The sequence below is a fragment of the Bacteroides sp. genome (assembly GCA_036351255.1).
Classification (GTDB): domain Bacteria; phylum Bacteroidota; class Bacteroidia; order Bacteroidales; family UBA7960; genus UBA7960.
Genome location: JAZBOS010000089.1, coordinates 21,424 through 39,090 on the forward strand (window position 1 = coordinate 21,424; position 17,667 = coordinate 39,090).

At 47.3% G+C, this 17,667-nt stretch carries 17 protein-coding genes; 6 read left to right on the forward strand and 11 right to left on the reverse strand.

Translation table 11 applies throughout. The features are described 5' to 3' along the window. The first annotated feature begins 76 nt into the window (after positions 1-76). Positions 77-1,174 (forward strand): acyl-CoA desaturase, encoded by a 1,098-nt coding sequence (locus V2I46_08455; protein MEE4177527.1) that lies wholly within the window; start codon positions 77-79, stop codon positions 1,172-1,174. Positions 1,175-1,585: 411 nt separating this feature from the next. On the opposite strand, the gene V2I46_08460 is transcribed toward V2I46_08455, so the two are convergent. The 4 genes from V2I46_08460 to V2I46_08475 all read right to left on the reverse strand — a co-directional run bounded on the left by V2I46_08460 (position 1,586) and on the right by V2I46_08475 (position 6,354). Further along, on the reverse strand, positions 1,586-3,661 hold the full coding sequence (locus V2I46_08460; protein ID MEE4177528.1) for a T9SS type A sorting domain-containing protein: 2,076 nt from the start codon (positions 3,659-3,661) through the stop codon (positions 1,586-1,588). 27 nt (positions 3,662-3,688) lie between these two features. Next, the gene (locus V2I46_08465) at positions 3,689-4,726 is read right to left on the reverse strand and encodes a hypothetical protein (GenBank protein ID MEE4177529.1); all 1,038 of its coding nucleotides are present in this window, start codon (positions 4,724-4,726) and stop codon (positions 3,689-3,691) included. A gap of 436 nt (positions 4,727-5,162) precedes the next feature. After that, the gene (locus V2I46_08470; protein MEE4177530.1) at positions 5,163-5,624 is read right to left on the reverse strand and encodes a YciI family protein; all 462 of its coding nucleotides are present in this window, start codon (positions 5,622-5,624) and stop codon (positions 5,163-5,165) included. Positions 5,625-5,643: 19 nt separating this feature from the next. Next, positions 5,644-6,354: a hypothetical protein gene (locus V2I46_08475; protein ID MEE4177531.1), complete on the reverse strand. Its 711-nt coding sequence runs from the start codon at positions 6,352-6,354 to the stop codon at positions 5,644-5,646. A 141-nt stretch (positions 6,355-6,495) separates the two neighbouring features. Between V2I46_08475 and V2I46_08480 the strand changes: the two genes are divergently transcribed. The 3 genes from V2I46_08480 to V2I46_08490 all read left to right on the forward strand — a co-directional run bounded on the left by V2I46_08480 (position 6,496) and on the right by V2I46_08490 (position 8,968). Continuing rightward, a complete protein-coding gene (locus tag V2I46_08480) occupies positions 6,496-6,864 on the forward strand; it encodes a hypothetical protein (protein MEE4177532.1) in 369 nt (122 codons plus the stop codon). A 359-nt stretch (positions 6,865-7,223) separates the two neighbouring features. After that, positions 7,224-8,135: a sugar phosphate nucleotidyltransferase gene (locus V2I46_08485; protein ID MEE4177533.1), complete on the forward strand. Its 912-nt coding sequence runs from the start codon at positions 7,224-7,226 to the stop codon at positions 8,133-8,135. 95 nt (positions 8,136-8,230) lie between these two features. Further along, positions 8,231-8,968, forward strand: coding sequence for a hypothetical protein (locus V2I46_08490; GenBank protein ID MEE4177534.1), 738 nt, complete (start codon positions 8,231-8,233; stop codon positions 8,966-8,968). 36 nt (positions 8,969-9,004) lie between these two features. On the opposite strand, the gene V2I46_08495 is transcribed toward V2I46_08490, so the two are convergent. From V2I46_08495 to V2I46_08525, 7 genes are all read right to left on the reverse strand, one after another. Beyond that, positions 9,005-9,196, reverse strand: a complete 192-nt coding sequence (locus tag V2I46_08495) for a cold shock domain-containing protein (protein MEE4177535.1) — start codon at positions 9,194-9,196, stop codon at positions 9,005-9,007. Positions 9,197-9,402: 206 nt separating this feature from the next. Next, positions 9,403-10,236, reverse strand: a complete 834-nt coding sequence (gene coaW / locus V2I46_08500) for a type II pantothenate kinase (GenBank protein MEE4177536.1) — start codon at positions 10,234-10,236, stop codon at positions 9,403-9,405. Positions 10,237-10,320: 84 nt separating this feature from the next. Next, positions 10,321-11,049 (reverse strand): (Fe-S)-binding protein, encoded by a 729-nt coding sequence (locus V2I46_08505; GenBank protein ID MEE4177537.1) that lies wholly within the window; start codon positions 11,047-11,049, stop codon positions 10,321-10,323. Positions 11,050-11,111: 62 nt separating this feature from the next. Beyond that, on the reverse strand, positions 11,112-11,846 hold the full coding sequence (rlmB, locus tag V2I46_08510; GenBank protein MEE4177538.1) for a 23S rRNA (guanosine(2251)-2'-O)-methyltransferase RlmB: 735 nt from the start codon (positions 11,844-11,846) through the stop codon (positions 11,112-11,114). A 140-nt stretch (positions 11,847-11,986) separates the two neighbouring features. Then, positions 11,987-13,714, reverse strand: coding sequence for a hypothetical protein (locus V2I46_08515; protein ID MEE4177539.1), 1,728 nt, complete (start codon positions 13,712-13,714; stop codon positions 11,987-11,989). A gap of 6 nt (positions 13,715-13,720) precedes the next feature. Then, positions 13,721-14,410 (reverse strand): uracil-DNA glycosylase, encoded by a 690-nt coding sequence (ung, locus tag V2I46_08520; protein ID MEE4177540.1) that lies wholly within the window; start codon positions 14,408-14,410, stop codon positions 13,721-13,723. A gap of 4 nt (positions 14,411-14,414) precedes the next feature. Beyond that, positions 14,415-15,797 carry a Mur ligase family protein gene (locus V2I46_08525; GenBank protein MEE4177541.1) on the reverse strand — a complete coding sequence of 461 codons (1,383 nt, stop codon included), beginning with the start codon at positions 15,795-15,797 and terminating at the stop codon, positions 14,415-14,417. 208 nt (positions 15,798-16,005) lie between these two features. Here V2I46_08525 and V2I46_08530 point away from each other — a divergent pair, with 208 nt between their 5' ends. Next, complete coding sequence (locus V2I46_08530; GenBank protein MEE4177542.1) at positions 16,006-16,845, forward strand: MBL fold metallo-hydrolase; 840 nt, start codon at positions 16,006-16,008, stop codon at positions 16,843-16,845. A gap of 8 nt (positions 16,846-16,853) precedes the next feature. Beyond that, positions 16,854-17,555 carry a phosphoadenylyl-sulfate reductase gene (locus V2I46_08535; GenBank protein MEE4177543.1) on the forward strand — a complete coding sequence of 234 codons (702 nt, stop codon included), beginning with the start codon at positions 16,854-16,856 and terminating at the stop codon, positions 17,553-17,555. The last annotated feature ends 112 nt before the right edge of the window (positions 17,556-17,667 follow it).

Below are 17,667 nucleotides of genomic sequence, written 5' to 3' on the forward strand. Positions count from 1 at the left end.
TCGTACCTTTATATGGGTATTGTCGAAAGTGAATTTGCATTTCCAGGTAAAGCTTAGACAATAGCCTGCACAAAGTATGGAAACAAAAATATCATTTGCCCGCAACAGGGACCTTGAATTTAAAAAGGCTTTGCATAGTCGTGTCAATGCCTATTTTGAATCAAAAGGCTTGTCGAAAAATTGCAACGCTGCAATGGTTGTTAAAACGATTGTAATGCTTTCCCTTTATATTGTACCTTTTATCCTTATCCTGAGCATCCCGATGCCTTACTGGACAGTCCTGCTCATGTACTTTTTAATGGGTGTGGGGGTTGCTGGGATTGGCATGTCGGTCATGCACGATGCCAATCATTTTGGCTATTCAAAGAACCCAAGGATCAATAGGCTTGTGGGGTTTTCAATGAACCTGCTCGGCGCAGACTCCTATAACTGGAAAATAAAGCACAACAAGCTCCATCACGTATTTACAAACATTTATGGTAAGGACGAAGACATCAACAGCCGGGTCATCCTGCGGTTTGCCTTCGGCTCGCCCCTGAAGAAATACCACCGTTATCAGTATCTGTATGCTTGGTTCTTCTATGCCCTGATGACCCTGTCGATGATGTTTGGTGATATCTCAAAACGGATCAGCAACCGCAAGCGGGGCCTGACCAATATTTCAGCCGGAGCATTCTGGCGTTCCATGGCCTGGTTGATTGTTTCTAAAGTTTTATATTTCGGGGTCATTATCGGTTTGCCAATCATTCTTACTGACCTTCTCTGGTGGCAGGTCCTGCTGGGATTCCTGCTGATGCACCTGGTGGCAGGTACCATCATGAGCCTGATCTTCCAGATGGCCCACGTGGTGGAGGGCACTGCCCAGGCAATCCCCGACGCAGAGGGTCGTATACAGGACTCACTGATCGTCCATCAGCTCAGGTCAACCGCCGATTTCTCTAAAGGAAACAAACTTATTTCCTGGTATGTGGGAGGGCTCAATTTCCAGGTCGAACACCACCTGTATCCAAAGGTTTGCCACGTGCATTACCCGGCCATTGCCAGGATCGTGGAGACTACCACACGTGAATTCAGTATTCCCTATAATGTTTACAACACCTTTGGCGAAGCTATCCGGGCCCACATCCAGACTCTAAGAAGGCTTGGACGGGAAGAACATCCCTTTCCTGCCTGATCATCCCTTCCTTTTATTGAAAAGGAGGCCATCCTATGTTTATCAATTTAGCGGGGCCTCCTTTTTGTTTCTATTTTAAAGTAAAATCCGGGTTAAGGCAGTATTTGAGTCATAGTTAATACGGAGTTTATACGGTTTAAACCGTATAAACTCCGTATTAACTCCGTATTAACTGTGAGCGAGGTATAATGGTGATGCGTGTTAAATGCTTGTAAATAAGTATATTGAGCCATAATTTGAACATTGGCCCGTCATACCGGATCATCCTGTTTTTTTTATCCATTTGAACCGGGCTGAAAGGGCCCGATTGTCAGTGGAAGAAATCATCGGCCCTAAAATAAACAGGCTGTCCCGATTGTTCAGGGCAGCCTGTTATGGAAATAAAAGGTGTGAGTAAACCCTTTACAAGGATCAATGCATAATGGACAAGCGTTTTGCAGATGTGCTGTTTTGTGTTTCAACACGGATGATGTACAGGCCCTGCTTCAATTGACTGACGTCAGCAATGGCTCTTTTTTCGGTCATAAACCGCTGATCGTAAACCACCTGTCCGATGTGGTTAAAGATGGTGACCTGCCTGATGAAGTCGGCTTCAATGGTCAGCTCATCCCTTGCCGGGTTAGGATAGATTAGCAGTTGCTGCTGAATTAAGTCAGGGCCAACCCCTACCGTAGTAATACCAATGCAATCGGATGTGGCGGTGCAGCCTTGCCAGGTCACCTCAACGGCATAGGAGCCGTTTTCAGTCGCCGTAAAGCTCTGACCGGTTTCTCCGGCAATGGGTGCGTTATTGTCGTTGCAATCGATCCACTGATAGGATGCCCCAGCCAGGTTTGCCGTGATGGTCAGGCTATTTACTGTAACAGAGGCGTCGACGATAATGACCGAAAGATTGAGCACCACCGTTGAATCGCAGCCGTGTATGGTGGTGAAGACTTCTGTATATTCGCCTGCCTCAGTAAGTTCCTGCGAGCCGAAGGTGTAGGTGTCGCCATTGCAAATGGTTTCAGCATCGCTTGTATTATATACAGGGTAAACCGTTACGGTGACGGGTTCAACCGCTTCAGCGGCACAGCCAAATTCATTGGTGACTACCACCGAATATTCGCCTGATTCACCAATATTCACTCCGGGCGTAGTGCCGCCCCCGGTCCAGAGATAGGTGCTGAAAAGGTCAGGAACAGACAGATACACTGTTTGCCCGTCACAGATATCCGTGGGACCCTCGGCCAAAATGACGGGTGGGTCGGGCAGGGGATGGATCACGATTTCGTGGATCACAGAGGCGCTGCAGCCACTGGGATTGAAGATTTCGAGCTTCACCTCATAGGTTCCGGCATCTGCAAATATATGGGTTATGTTTCCGACGGTAGTATAGTCAACGCTGCCGTCATTGCCGATGTCCCAGGCATAAGTGGCGCCTGTTTCCACGCTTTCGGAAAGGTCGGTAAAGGTGACCTCATCGTTGGCACAGGCATTCTGGTAGCTGAACTCGGGTTGGGGGTAAACGCAGCTGCCAATGGTAAATCCCCTGGCTTCCGCAATTCCCCATATCCCTGCCGCATTCTGGAATCGGAAAAAGAGCAGGTGGCTTCCAACCGGGAGGTTGCCCAGGGGGATGTCCTCATTCAGGGTCACGCTGGACGCTGCAGTAAAGTCTACAGGCGTTCCGCCCCCTGTTCCCGGATCTTCGTCAAAGAAATATTCGGCGGCGGTGAGCAGGGGCGGGGGGGCTATTTCAGCCGGAGTGGAAACATAAAAGGTGCGGCCTTCATATAGGCTCCAATGGCCGTGATTATCCTGAAAACGGAAGAACACGTTGTGAAACCCTGGTTCAAGCCCTTCAATGGGAAGGTATTCAAGCAGTGTCAGGTTGTTCTTGTCAAAAGGAATGGCCGTGCCGTTGCCAATACCCGGATCCTCGTCAAAGAAATACTCGGCGTCGGACAGATAAGGCGGATCGGTCTGATCGCCGGGAGGCTGGATATAAAGGGTGCGTCCTTCAGCTATACCCCATTGCCCTTCTTCATTTCGGAATCGGATGAAGAGGCTATGAAAGCCCGGATCCAGTCCTGTGGCTGGTATGCTGGTTAGCAAATCAATATCCGTGTCGGTTGTTATGCTGATGGGCGTTCCGTTTCCTGCACCGGGGTCAGTGTCGAAGAAATACTCTGATTCGACAAGGGGTGGTACAGGTTCTTGCTCTGTGGCGGCCATAATATAAATGACCCTGCCCTCGGCAAGACTCCATTGGTGGTTGGCGTTTCTGAACCGGATGAAGAGGTTATGGAAACCCGGGGACAAGCCCTGGGTGGGGATGTTGAACGTGGTATTCACCTCTTCACCGGCCGTGATGCTTAGGGCCGTTGCATTTCCCACACCGGGATCGGTGTCGATAAAATACTCGGCTTGTGTGAGGTTTTGCGCCATGCTGTTTGCCCCAATCAGCATGAGCAGGCAAAAGATCACTGTTTTCAGTCGTCTCATGACTTGATTTTTTTTTGGCGCCATGGGTTAAAGCTGGCTTTTGCCTTCCACCTCTACCTGGAGGGTGCCTCCTTCGGGTAAGACGGAATTAAGAATATTCATATTGACTACTTGGGGAATGGGAGGCACAGGGCTAGTCTGGAAGGGAACTTCTCCGCCGCTGGGGAAGGCATAATTTCCCCCATATATGCCAATATCGGTTCCCTCAGTTCCGGCATCAATGCCAGGGGATCCTTCAGCCAGGTGGTAATCATAAGCAAAACTGAAGTTGTATTCCGGGGCATTTACAAATAAGGGGTTGGTGTTCTCCAGATTATTTTCGCCAGTATTATTGGCATAGACAAATGTGGTTTGGTTCCCTCCAATAGAAATGTTGTTGTTAAAGGTGCAATAGTTGCATCCCCCTGTAGATAAACCATAAATAATGTTATTGGTCACAACAGCATATTGAACCGAACTAAAAAAGGTAGAACCTGCAGAACCTTTGGGAAAAATATTATTTGAAATCAAAACAGAGTTGCTATCAAAAGAATAAATGGTGCCGGTAATGATGTTGTTTACAACCAAAATGTTTGTGGCCAATTGGGAACCCGAAAAACTGTTGATGATGTTATTTTTTATGATCCAGCCGGTATAAGGCCTGGATGAATAGTTTAAAGAATTGATTTTGTTAAGATAAACGGTAATATTATTTATGTCATTGGTATTACATGAGAGGCTGTTGATCTCGAAGCCCATAATTTGGCTTCCATTAGGATTAGTCGGCGAAACCCCTGAACCCAGGCCTAGGGTAAGAGTGCCTATAATTGATTTAAACTGGAACTGGTTGTCAGGATTATAGCCAGCCCCAATCAGTGTCAGTTGTTTGTTAACTGTGACACTCCCATAAGTTGTTGGCGAGCCGCTGACATAAATAGTGTCGCCCGCGTTGGCAGCATCGATGGCTGCTTGCAGGCTTGTGAACTGCCCGGGGCTGTTCTCATTGTTGCTAACGGTATGTACCGTTGCAAATGCACTAAACCCAACAAGGATTGCAATGAAAAAAGAAATTGTACACTTTTTCATGATGGTAGGTTTTAAATTGGTTTGAAGAAAATTAGGGTGGATTTGATACGCAATTTATTAAAAAATGCATATAAAAACAAAATATAGTATGAAAAAAAATCAGGTTATAGAGAAAAAAAGTTTATTAGTCGGAATATATTAGTAACAATACCTAGGTAATTCTATGTAATAAAACAGCAAAAAATCTTAGTGATTCTGGAATCGTGACTTTGGTTTGAGCATTTGTTATGCTTCATTTCCTAAACCAGGTAGAAAAAGAAAATGGGAATAAGAAAAGGGCCTCAGGCCCTTTTCGGAAAGAACAAATGGTTTTCTTTAAGATCTTATTTATGGAACCCTGGCTTTACCTGGACAAGCCTGTTAAAATAGTGTCACACACTTTTTTTAACAGAAGCCCTAAAAGTGTTTTTTAGGGTCGAAAGCTATATGCAAAGAATTATAATTCCTGTTTCTGAATTTTTTTTTGGACCTCCAAATAACTGGGCAGTGCAGCAGAGCCATACCAGGTAAACAATTCCACTTCAAAGATTCCATTGGCGATGGTGGGGTCACCGCTAAGCAGCTCCCTGATTTCTTCCTCAGAGATTGTGTCAAGGATGAAAATGCCCCTGTAGGTCTGTTCATTTTGGGCAAGGGGACCAGCAAGGATCAGTTTCCCTGCATCCGACATTTTGCTCATATTCGAGAAATGCCCGGCAAACAGGCTGTCGCGCAGGGCTTTGTCTTCAATGACTGCCGGGCCAGTTTTCAGGATCACGAGGGTGTAGTTCTTCATGCCCATTTCATCGGCCCCGAGCTGTTCAGCCAGGGCCTGATCGTAAACCGGCTCCTGGCTGGTTTTTGTGTTTTCACATCCCAGGAAGGCCAGCAGAAAAATAATCAAGATACGACCTTTCATTGCCATGCATATTACAAACTCATACCAACTTGCGTAAAAACAAGGATGCTGCAAAGGCTGCTACCAGAACCATGGCTGCTGCCGATGCAATAACAATGCTCTGGTAATCGCCTTGCCGCTTGATGATGATTCCTGCAAAGGCCCAGATAACGGCCAAAGCCAGCCAGGGGTTACGGAGGCGGTACATGGTGGCCATGGTAATCACGGCCCCAGTGGCGATCAATGCAATGGTCCATACCTGAGGCTGTATGCCCCATCCGCCCCAGTTGACACTCACCAGCAGGGCGGTGATGTTGGCAATGGTGGCAATGCAGATCCAGCCGAGGTAAATCCCGAAAGCCAGTTTGGATATGCTGAAAGGCATCCCTGCAAGTTGTTTGTTGATGAAAATCAGGCTGGCTTGCAATCCTAGCATGATCAATACCGAAAGTCCGGTGCGGTCATAATGCCAGGCAACAATCCAGAGCCCGTTTAGCAGTGCACTGATGACAAAGGCCCAGCCCAGGGAAGAGACAAGCTTTTGCTGGGTTTCCCATAGTTGGATAACGATAAATACCAGAAGTAACAGATAGATTACTCCCCAGATGGAAAAGGTTATGCCTGCAGGGGTGAAAAGATTGGGATACTGATCTGACAGTTGCCCGGTGGTTTTTCCGTTCAGGGGCAAGGCATTGGCTAGGTAATTTATTATGATCATAAAAACAAAGGCGAGCAGGTTGATGTACTTCATAAGGCGGTGATTTTTTGAATAAAAGTAAGTTTTTTTCATAAAAAAATGTCCTGGAAGACCTGACAATATTTTTAAATATTTTATTCTTATTAGTGATAAAAGGAGCTCATTTTCAGTGTAATTTTACCTATGCGAAATCCGATGCTTACATACATTGCTAAGCTTGTGCTGATGGCGGCAGTTTTGCATGCGGGAATGTTTCCCGTGTTGCCTGGCGAGCCGGTTTTCCCATTTTCTGGTAAGAACTCCATCACGCCTGATTTTCCTCCTTTCGATCAGCCCGGAATTCTTGATACAGCATGTTTTGTTGATTTTCTAGCCAATTTCCAAAATTATCATCCCGGAAAACTTGTTCAAGCGGCTTTCTCTGACTGGCTTTCGCAAGGGGATCTTTTATCCCGGATTCAATTTCCTGAAGTTAGCATTGCCCTTTACCAATTGGAAAGCATCTCAATGGTGCCTGGGCTGGAATCAGTAAAGATTATATTTCCATTTCACGAATTCTGGTAGAACGGTTTTCTTTTTCTGACCGAATACCCGGCGTATCACCATTCGCAGGGAAAAGTTTATTGTATTCAATTTTAAAAATATCGGACTATGAATTTTACCGTAATCATCACGGCTTTAATAATCCTTGCCATTTTTGTGGTTCCATTTTACCTGGTAGCGCGCGGCAACAAAAACAAAGGAGCATAGAATAAGCAGCCTTCTGTCAGCGTTTAGAAAGGAATCCCAGACCTCCTGAATGAAAAGCCTTTAACCAAAAAGGCTCACGCCAAGGGCTGAAAATCCAATTGGAGGTATTACTTTTGCAGGGTGAAGAAGGATTTTCCTTTTCACCCTGTTTTTTTTACATTTGAAGATAAATTATGAACTTAACATTATTGGTGCTTGCAGCAGGCAAGGGCAGTCGTTACGGGGGTATGAAGCAACTGGACCGTGTGGGTCCTTCTGGCGAAACCATTATGGACTATTCGGTTTATGATGCCATCAGGGCAGGTTTTAATAAAGTGGTTTTCGTGATCCGCCGCAGTTTTGAGCAGGAATTCAGAGAAGTCTTTGTTGAAAGACTCAAAGATAAGATACAGGTCGAACTGGCTTTTCAGGAACTGGATAACCTCCCCATGGAAGTAAATTTTGCTCCGGACAGGGAGAAACCCTGGGGTACTGGTCACGCCATTTGGGTTGCCGGACACCTGATCAACGAGCCTTTTGCTATGATCAATGCCGATGACTTTTACGGCTTTAGCGCTTACGATACGATGGCCAGGTACCTGAAGACGCAGGTGTCGAAAAGCACGGGTTTATACGCCATGGCCGGATATTTGCTTGAAAACACCCTGTCTGATCACGGAAAAGTGGCAAGGGGTATTTGTAAGGTGGATGCCAATGGTTTCCTTGACAATGTGAAGGAACACAATGCCATCCGCAGGCTTGAAGACGGCCGGATCGTGAGTGAGGACAATGGGGATAAACTGACAACCCTGAACCCGGATGATATAGTATCCATGAATTTCTGGGGTTTTGGTACGGATCTTTTCCCGCACCTCGAAGAAAAGCTGTTGTATTTTATGAAGGTGAATGCATTTGACCTTAAAGCCGAATTTTTCATCCCCAAGGTTGTTGATGAACTGGTGAGCAAAGGGAAGGCAAAAGTTCGGGTATTGCCTTGCGATGCTTCCTGGTTTGGGGTTACTTACCGGGAAGATAAGGAAAAGGTGATGGAGTCCATTCGTCTAATGATTGATTCAGGAGCTTATCCTGATAACCTCTGGGCATAAAAATCTTTACGCCCCGAATAATTCTTTTAAACAATCAAGGGTGCATAACGTTTAAATTAAGTTTTTGCTTAATTTTAACCGATAAGCTGCACTTAATGAATGAGACATTTCCATCCGGGCAGGTTGCATTACTTAGCCTTTTCCAGTTTCGGGGCAAAAACCGCTTCTGGGCCATGCGTCAAATGGCTGTTTTGCCACCAAAACTAAAAAAGTATACCGGGCTCCAGTTTTTTAAAGTGCTTGGTACCGGTGCCGGGTTGGGTTATAGTTCTCTTCCCGATTTTAGTCAATGGGGACTGCTTACAGTCTGGCCCTCGGTGGAGGAAGCCCTTGATTTTTATGGCAATGCTGACTTAATGGATCAGTACCGACTGAAAAGCTATGAGGATTTTTCTGTTTTGATGCGACCTATCCGGTCGAAAGGGCAATGGTCAGGCCTTTCAGCTTTTGAACCTCAGCCCTTGCTAAACGAGGCTTATCCCATTGCTGTGCTCACCCGTGCGCAGCTTAAACTGCGTTTTATCATTCCTTTCTGGCAAAGGGTGGGAGGCGTGAGCCGCTCTCAAAAGGATTACCAGGGGCAATTGTTTAGCCAGGGTGTTGGCGAAAGGCCCTGGATTCATCAGGCCACTTTTAGCATTTGGGAAGGTTTGGAAGCAATGGAAAAATTTGCTTATGGCAAAAATAGCAAGCACCTGGAAGCCATAAAGGTTACCCGTCAGCGCAAGGGCTTTAAAGAAGAATTGTATGCTAGATTTCAGGTGATCGGTTACCGGGGAACGGTGAAAGGCCGTAATCCCCTTGAAAAAGCAAAAACCCCCTCCTTGTTGTAAAGAGGGGGCTTTTCGAAAAGAATTCTGCGGTTTTTATTACGCGAGACGTACATTCACAGCATTCAAACCTTTTTTGCCTTCCTGAAGTTCATAAGTCACTTCATCAGCTTCTCTGACCTTGTCGATCAGACCGGTTGCGTGCACAAAATACTCTTTTTCTGATTCTGAATCTTTGATGAATCCAAAGCCTTTAAGTTCATTGAAGAACTTTACTGTTCCAGTTTTCATAAATGTAATTGTGATTAATGTTAATGTGTATTGATATTCGCGAAATAGAGTTTGAAACTGTTCGTAGGGAAAGGATTCAGGAATCTGTTAAGCGGAGATCAATACAACGGTGTTAATGAATTCGACGCAAAGGTACAATAAATTATTAACCAAGCTGCATTTAGGGTAAATTTTTTTGCATATGTAGGTTTTAAGATATATAAACCTTACTTGCCGAGGATGAAATTGTCAAGATTGGCTGAGATGCCTGCGCCAATAGCAGTGCAATATTCAGCATGATCGGGAACATGAAATTTCACATTATAGATTCTCCCGAGTTCAGAAAAAGTTTTTTGTGCCTGGAAGATATTGACTAGTTTACCACTAAGGACGATATCCTGGTCTTTCTCCGCCCTTGCGGCAAAAATAGCCAGCATCCCAATGACCTGGAACACCATGGTCAGGATGCCCCGTGTAATATCGTTTTTGGTGGCCTGGTCAGTCATTTTACCAAAATTGGAAGCGGTAATGGTGCTGGGCAGGTTTCCTACTTCAGTACGCGAGATGTCACCTACGCTGAGGTCAACGGGGTCTGGCCTGCCTGTACGGGCCGTTTCGAGGATCGTATCGAAACTGCTTAGATTCACCATGGCTTTCGAAAGGCCCAGGATTGTACCCCCGCCTACGCCAGTTCCGCCCAAATGCTGGATACAGCTCTGGTTGGCTTTAACAAACGCGGTACCTGTGCCCATGCTGACAATGATGGCTTTCTTGAGTCCTGAAAGAAATAATCCGCCATAACCCAAAGCCTTAAATTCTTCAATCTTTTCAACAGGAAGGCCCAACAGGTCATCGGTGATGAAAGAAGCCCCGACTCCCGTAATGATTACCTTTTCAATGGTCCCGAGGCTTAATTTGTTTACGCTCAAAAACTTTCCCAGTGCTCCTGAAGCGGAAGCAATCGGGTCTTTGGCTTCAACGGTTAAGGGTTCAATGATCTTTCCGTCTTTGACCCCTACAATCTTGGTAGTACTTCCTCCAATGTCGATTCCTAAAATCATGTTGTTTTATTTTTTCTAAGGCATAAATTTGCTCCAGGCTTGCAGATAAAAGACTTCCCTTTGAAATTCTCAAAAGACTCTTTCTTATTGCACCGAAATGCTCCTGGCCAGCAGATCGGCAATGTGAAGGGTTTCAATGGAAAGCTGATGTTTTTTTATGTACCCGTCAAGATGCATCAGACAAGAGGCCTCTGTTGAGACAATGAATTTTGCACCGGTATCCAGCGCATGCTGGACCTTTTGTTCTGCCATGGCTGTGCTGATGGCTTCGTGCTTTACGGCAAATGTTCCTCCAAACCCACAACAGACATCAAGGTCCTTCATCTCAACGATCTCAAGGCCGTCAATGTGCGACAACAGCTTCCGTGGCTCATCTTTTAAGCCATATTCCCGGAGAGCAGCACAGGAGTCGTGAAAGGTGATCTTCGCCTCAAATCGCCCACCAATATTATCCACCCTGGCCACGTTTACCAGGAAATCAGTCAGTTCATAAATTTTCTTCCCGAGCCACCTGTTCTCGTTATGAAGTGCTGAGTTGTCAAACATCTGCGGGTAGTATTTCTTCACCATCCCGATACAGGAGGCAGAGGGGCCTACGACATATTTGTACTGAGCAAAGTCGCGGATAAACTTTTCTGCGACATGTTTAGCCTCATCCCAGTAGCCGCCATTAAAGGCGATCTGACCACAGCAGGTTTGCTCGGGGTTGTAAAGGGGCTTTACCCGTATGTGCTTCAGCACCTTCACCATGCTCATCCCCGTTTCCGGGAGAAATTGGTCAATAAAGCAGGGAATAAAAATTCCGACTTCCATATTTAAGTGGTTTTCGGCACAAAAATAATCAAAGGCAGCAACACAACACCCTGTAAAGTAAATTACTTTCCCAGCCGCTGACGGCTGACCTCATAAAGCAGGATGCCTGCGGCGACTGAAACGTTCAGTGATGCTGTCTTCCCTGTCATCGGAATGGATACTGCCTGATCAGCCATTTTTTGCAGAAGCGGCGAAATGCCCTTATCTTCAGAGCCCATGATGATGGCCAAAGGGCCTGTCAGATCAGCATTAGAGACTTCCTGTCGACTTTTCTCTGTGGCAGCGATTACCTTCATGCCGCTTGCCTTCAGAAAGGCGATGGTTTCCAGGATATTTCCCTCACGGCAGACTGGCAGCCTTGAAAGGGCCCCTGCCGAGGTCTTGATGGCATCGGCATTGACCGGAGCACTTCCCTTGTCGGGGATGACCAGGGCGTGGACCCCGAAACATTCCGCTGAACGGGCTATGGCCCCCAGGTTACGCACGTCGGTAACCCGGTCAAGCAATATCAGCAGTGGCAACTCACCCTGTTCGTAAATCATTGGTAAAAGCTGATGCAGGGGCTGATAGCTGATGAGTGAGATAAAAGCAATAACACCCTGGTGATTTTTGCGGGTCACACGGTTTAGTTTCTCAATAGGGACCATCTGAAAAGGAATTTTCTCCTCGCGGATGATCTGAAACATCTGCTGGTAATTCTCGCCAATAAGGCCCTGCTGAATCAGCACCTTCTCTGGCCTTTCACCCTTTTCCAGCGCTTCCAGAAGGGGGCGTAGACCGAAAATATAATTTTCCAAATTATGCGTTTTTAGTTTGTTTTGTGGGTCTTGTTTAAGGTTGAAAAGGTTTGATCATGCTTTCCTAGTAAGAAAAAGATAAAAAAATTCTGTGCAAGGGATTTGAAGATCCGGGCAAATCCATCCCATTGTAAAATTAATCAGAAAAGGCTTACAAAGCCAATGTGTATTTTGGCATTTCTGAAGGCCAGTGTTGTCTCTGGTCCGTGGCCTATGGCATAATAAACCGAAATGATGCCCGGAGCCGTTTCAAGCGTGATCCCTGCCGCTGCACCCCATGGCCAGCCACTGATTGCGTTACCCGTTATGTCCCGTTCAAAATAGCCGGCATTGAAAAGCAGACTAAAAAAGGTCTGTTCCCCGGTAAAGTAGCGCACTTCACTAGTCATGATGCCATATAAACTGGCCAGAATAGCGTCTTCATCAAAACCTTTCAGACTGTTGAAGCCCCCAATACGGTATAACTCATTTTCGAAATACTGCTGGCTGCTTAAGCCCCGGGCATCCAAGTGAAATACCAGCCTGGTCTTTTGCCCCAATGGAAGTCTTGTCTCGGCTTCCACTCCAAAGGAATACTGATTTTGTTTCATGGCCAGCCCCTCGAAAATGGCCTCAGGAAGATTGGCGTTCTCACGAATATTTCTGCTGCCTGCCGCCAGGCTTACTTTCAGCCCGTGCCCGTCCATCAGCCCTGCAGAAAAACCCTGGCTGAAAATGGCTCCCTCAATCCCATAAAGCCGCGTACGTGAATCAATTTGAGGGGGGAGTGTCGAGGTTCCCGAAAACCTGCTTGTACTCAGCAATTCCGTGCTTTGCAAATCGGCAAACACGCTGACCTGTATTCTTCGCGGGCTGGTCCAGGTGAAGGAAGGACGGTTGCGCAGGTTTAAATAAGCTGTGTCCTGTTTATGAAGGGAAAACAACCAGGAGCTGATAAAGGGCGTTGAGAAGATATAGGGATACGAGGCGTCAAGGGTCAAACGCTGGGTTCCCTGGCCCAGCCCCTGCCAGATCATCGCAAACTGCTCGCCACGTGACATCAGGTTGACCAGCGAGAGGTTGACCTGCCCGGTCAGCTGAAGCCGGTTTTCATCCAGGGAATTGCTCGATACACCCGCAATGCCATCAAATCGGTTGGCAGGACGTTTCCTCACGGGAATGGTCAGCAAGGCCGTGCCAGGGGTGAATTGCAGGGAAGGCTCGCTGTTGACCTGAACAAATGGCAGCTCAGCAATTAAAGCTGCTGCATTCCGGGCTTTGGTTTCATTGTAGGTTGAGCCAGGCCTGATACCGGTGTGCGTGGAAAGAAATCCCGACGACAGACTGACATCCCCCGAAAGCCTGAGGGTGTCGTACACGATGCGATAGGAGGGGTCCACTTTAAGGCTTGCCTGAAGGGTTTGACCTTCAATTTTGATAGCTTCTGCTTGGAGGCTTGCAAAGGGATAACCTTGATCTTCGTACCAGGCAATGATCTTTTCTTGTAAGTCCTGATAAGCAGGGAAAGGCAGGCGTGTTCCTTCGAAATATCGTGCCAGTTTCTGCTCGCGGAGGGCTTCGGTGCTGATGTTAAAATTCTCTAATTGCCAGTGGTAAAGCGGGCCGGCATGGATCTGGGCCCTGTAACCCATTGTGTCAGTCTGGAAATCTTCAAGCCGGGCTTCGATATAGCCCTGCGTTTGAATAAAAGTCAATGCTGAATCAAGGCCTTGCCTGAGACTCAGGCTGTCGGGGTAAAATCTGGGTTTGCCGAGGGACTCAGAAACCTTTTCCGAAACATTCTGAACATCCATTGTCAGCCTGATCAGATCCTGTCCGGAACCCTCAAGGGTAAACAAAAGAAGAATGATCATAACGGCCTGCCGCATAGGGTATTAGTTTTCGAGCTGCCAGTCGATAGGGTCCAGGCCTTGCGACTGCAGCAACGCATTGGTTTTTGAGAAGTGGCCGCAACCGAAGAAACCACGTGAGGCCGACAGGGGCGAGGGGTGGGGCGCCTTCAGTACATGATGCCTCGTGCGGTCTATCAGCGCTTCCTTGGCGCCTGCATAGTTGCCCCACAAAAGGAATACCAGGCCTTCCCTTTTTTCTGACAATGCCCGGATGGCTGCATCGGTGAAACGCTCCCAGCCCTTGTTCTGATGCGAACCGGCCTGCCTGGCCCGGACCGTCAGGGTGGCATTCAGCAACAACACACCTTGGTCAGCCCATTTCTCCAGGTTTCCGTTACGGGGCGCCGGAATGCCTAGGTTGCCCTCAATTTCCTTAAAGATATTCACCAGCGAAGGTGGCTTTTCTATCCCGGGATTGACCGAAAAACAGAGACCGTGCGCTTGCCCGGGGCCGTGATAAGGGTCCTGTCCCAGCAGTACCACCTTGACCTTGTCGAAGGGCGTGTGGTTAAAGGCCGAAAAAATCAATGAACCTGGTGGGTAAATGGTATACTTTTTCTTTTCTTCCAGCAGGAAGGCTTTCAAGGCGCTGAAATACGGGGTTTTAAACTCGTTCTCCAGGACCGCTTTCCAGCTTTCTTCTATGACAGGATTTACGTTTTGCTCACCCATTGGTTTATGCTTCAGTTTCGTTCTGCCTGGATCTTAGGTTCTGTGCAAATTCATTCAGATTTAGTCCGCCAAAATTCCCTGAACTCATAAAAAGGAAACAGGCATCCCTTTGTCCCAGTTTTTCAAGCCGGGCGCTGAGTAAGGCCGTATCGGTAAATACCTCAAGCCCTGGTTTGCCAAAGGCTTTCCTGACTGTTTCAGGGTCCAGGTCGGGCAGTTTCTTCATCTGCAGGGCATGGGGGCTGAAAAAGACCAGGGCCACATCCGCCGCATTCATCGCCCCTGCGTACTGGTCCAGAAAGGCCTGGTTCAGACTACTGAAGGTGTGCAGCTCCATGCAGGCGACAACAGTCTTTTCGGGATATTGTTCCTTGACGGCTGCTGTCGTAGCCTTAAGCTTGGATGGGGCGTGTGCAAAATCGCGGAATATCACCGTGCCAAACTGTTCAAAGATCTTCTCCAGCCGATTGCTGGCCCCTTTAAACGACTCCATCGCTTCAAAGAATAACGCATTGCTGACTCCCAATTGCTGGCACACCAAGCGTGCACCGTTCAGGTTCAGCAGGTTGTGGCGCCCAAAGATCCTGAGGCTGTATTTTTTGTCCTGATGCAGGATGTAGGTTTTCCCATCCCTGATCTCAAAGTCTGGAAGCCCATATGGATAAAGGTTCAGACTGGGTGAAAGGTCTTCTTCGCTCAACTTATTTAGTTCAGGGTCTTCCGTACAATAGATCAATTTGCCGTTTTCTTCAATGACCTGTATAAACTGTCGGAACTGATCGAGGTAATCCTCAAAGGTGGGGAATACGTTGATATGGTCCCAGGCGATACCGCTCAACAGGGCAATGTGGGGCCGGTATAAATGAAATTTGGGCCGGCGGTCGATGGGTGAACTCAGGTATTCGTCCCCTTCCATGATCATGAAAGGGGCGGCCTCACTCAGTCTGACCATCACCTCAAAGCCTTCCAGTTGTGCTCCCACCATATAATCAGTATAGACCTTGTGGTATTGCAGTACGTGGAGGATCATCGATGTGATGGTGGTTTTGCCGTGACTACCCCCGATGACCACCCGGGTCTTGTCTTTCGACTGCTCGTAAAGGAACTCTGGATAGGAATATACCTTCAGGTCCATTTCTTTGGCTTTGAGCAGTTCGGGGTTGTCGGCGCGCGCATGCATCCCCAGGATGACGGCATCCAAACCCTTATGTATCTTTTCGGGAAACCATCCGTAAGCTTTGGGAAGTAACCCATATTGAAGCAGCCGCCGACGCGAGGGGTCAAAGATCTCATCATCCGACCCGCTTACCTTGTACCCTTTTTTGTGAAGGGCAATGGCCAGGTTGTGCATCGCACTGCCTCCGATGGCGATAAAGTGAATGTTCATGCAAAAATGCTATTGGCTCAGCGCTGTAAAGTTAATGGATTTTATGAATTTTAATGGAGCATTTGCAGGAGGGGAAGCTCCTTGTAAGCCCATAACTCCTGCATTGCCATCCAATGAAACCGCAGTCTCCCGGAATTTTTATCTTTGCCCTTTGAAACACTTTTAGGATTTTGTGGTTATATACTTTTATTACCAGAATTTCTTTTGCATGAAGTTATTTCCCATAACAGCCGAACATTTTAAACTCGATGGTGGCGCCTGTTTTGGCGTCGTCCCCAAAACCATCTGGCAGAAGTACCTGCCCGCCGACGAAAACAACCTGGTCAAGGTCACTTCCCGCTGCCTGCTTGCCGAAACCGGCAACCGCCTCATCCTGGTCGATACTGGGATGGGCAACAAACAAAGTGAAAGATATTTCAGCTTTTTCCATCGTTTTGGCGAGGAAAACCTAGAAACCTCCTTTGCCAAAGCAGGTTATTCTTTCGATCAGGTGACCGATGTCATCCTGACTCACCTGCACTTCGACCATGTGGGGGGTGCCGTAAAAAATGGGTCTCTACCTGGCACCTATGAACCGGTCTTCCCCAATGCCACCTATTATGTTAGCCGTGAGCAATGGGACTGGACTTTGAATCCCAACCCCCGCGAGAAAGCTTCCTTCTTTCCTGAAAATTATTTGCCCCTTTATGAAAATGGGCAGCTTGAATTTATTCATGAACCCGGCACTTTTGCCGAAGGCGTTGAGATCGAATTTATGAACGGTCATACCCGCGGACTGATGGTCCCCATCTTCGATTACAAAGGGCGTAAAGTGGTCTTCACCACCGATTTCATTGCTATGGTTTATAACATACCTTTGCCTTATGTGCCGGGTTTCGATGTCGAGCCCCTTGAGTCGATGAAGGAAAAGGAGACATTCCTCCAAAGGGCCCTCGAGCAGGATTTTGTGCTTTGTTTTCAGCACGACCATTTCAACGAGTGCTGCACCCTGCAGATGACCGGAAAGGGGATACGTGAGAAAGAGATTTTCAAACTTGCTGATATTTAGCTTTGCTTATGAAAAAGAAAGCCGATCATTACAATGAACTTTTTGCAGGTCTTTCTGCTGAGGAGATCATTCAGAAGACCCTGGAGATGCATCCTGAGAATACTGCTTTCTCAACCAGCCTGGGTGCCGAAGACCAGGTCATCACCCATATGCTGATGCAAATCAACTCTGCGGCCAAAATTTTCACCCTCGACACCGGCCGTTTGTTCCCCGAGACGTATGAACTGATCGAGCGGACAGAAGCCCGCTATGGGAAGCGTATCAAGGTGTTTTTTCCCGACTACGGGGCGGTGGAAAACATGGTCAGCACCAGGGGGATCAACCTCTTTTATTACAGCATCGAAAACCGTAAGATGTGTTGCCACATCCGTAAAATTGAACCCCTGCAGCGTGCCCTGAAGGGAAACAAGATTTGGATCACCGGACTGAGACGCGAACAATCGCCTACCCGCAAGGATATGCGGCTGGCCGAATGGGATGAAGCCAATCGCATCATCAAGGTCAACCCCCTGCTCGAATGGACCGAAAAACAAGTGTGGGATTATATCCGTGAACACAACATCCCATATAACAGCCTGCACGACAAAGGCTTTCCCAGTATCGGATGCCAGCCCTGTACCCGTGCCATTGAATCCGGTGAGGATATCCGCGCCGGACGATGGTGGTGGGAAAACCCCGATTCAAGAGAATGCGGCTTGCATAAGCCTTAATCAGGCACCCGAAAGCCCGTTTTTAATTTTACATTTCCTTTGCCCCGTTTCGTTTTTGCCCCTATATTTGCACGTTCCAAGTAAAAAAATGAATCAAATTGGGTCATAACGG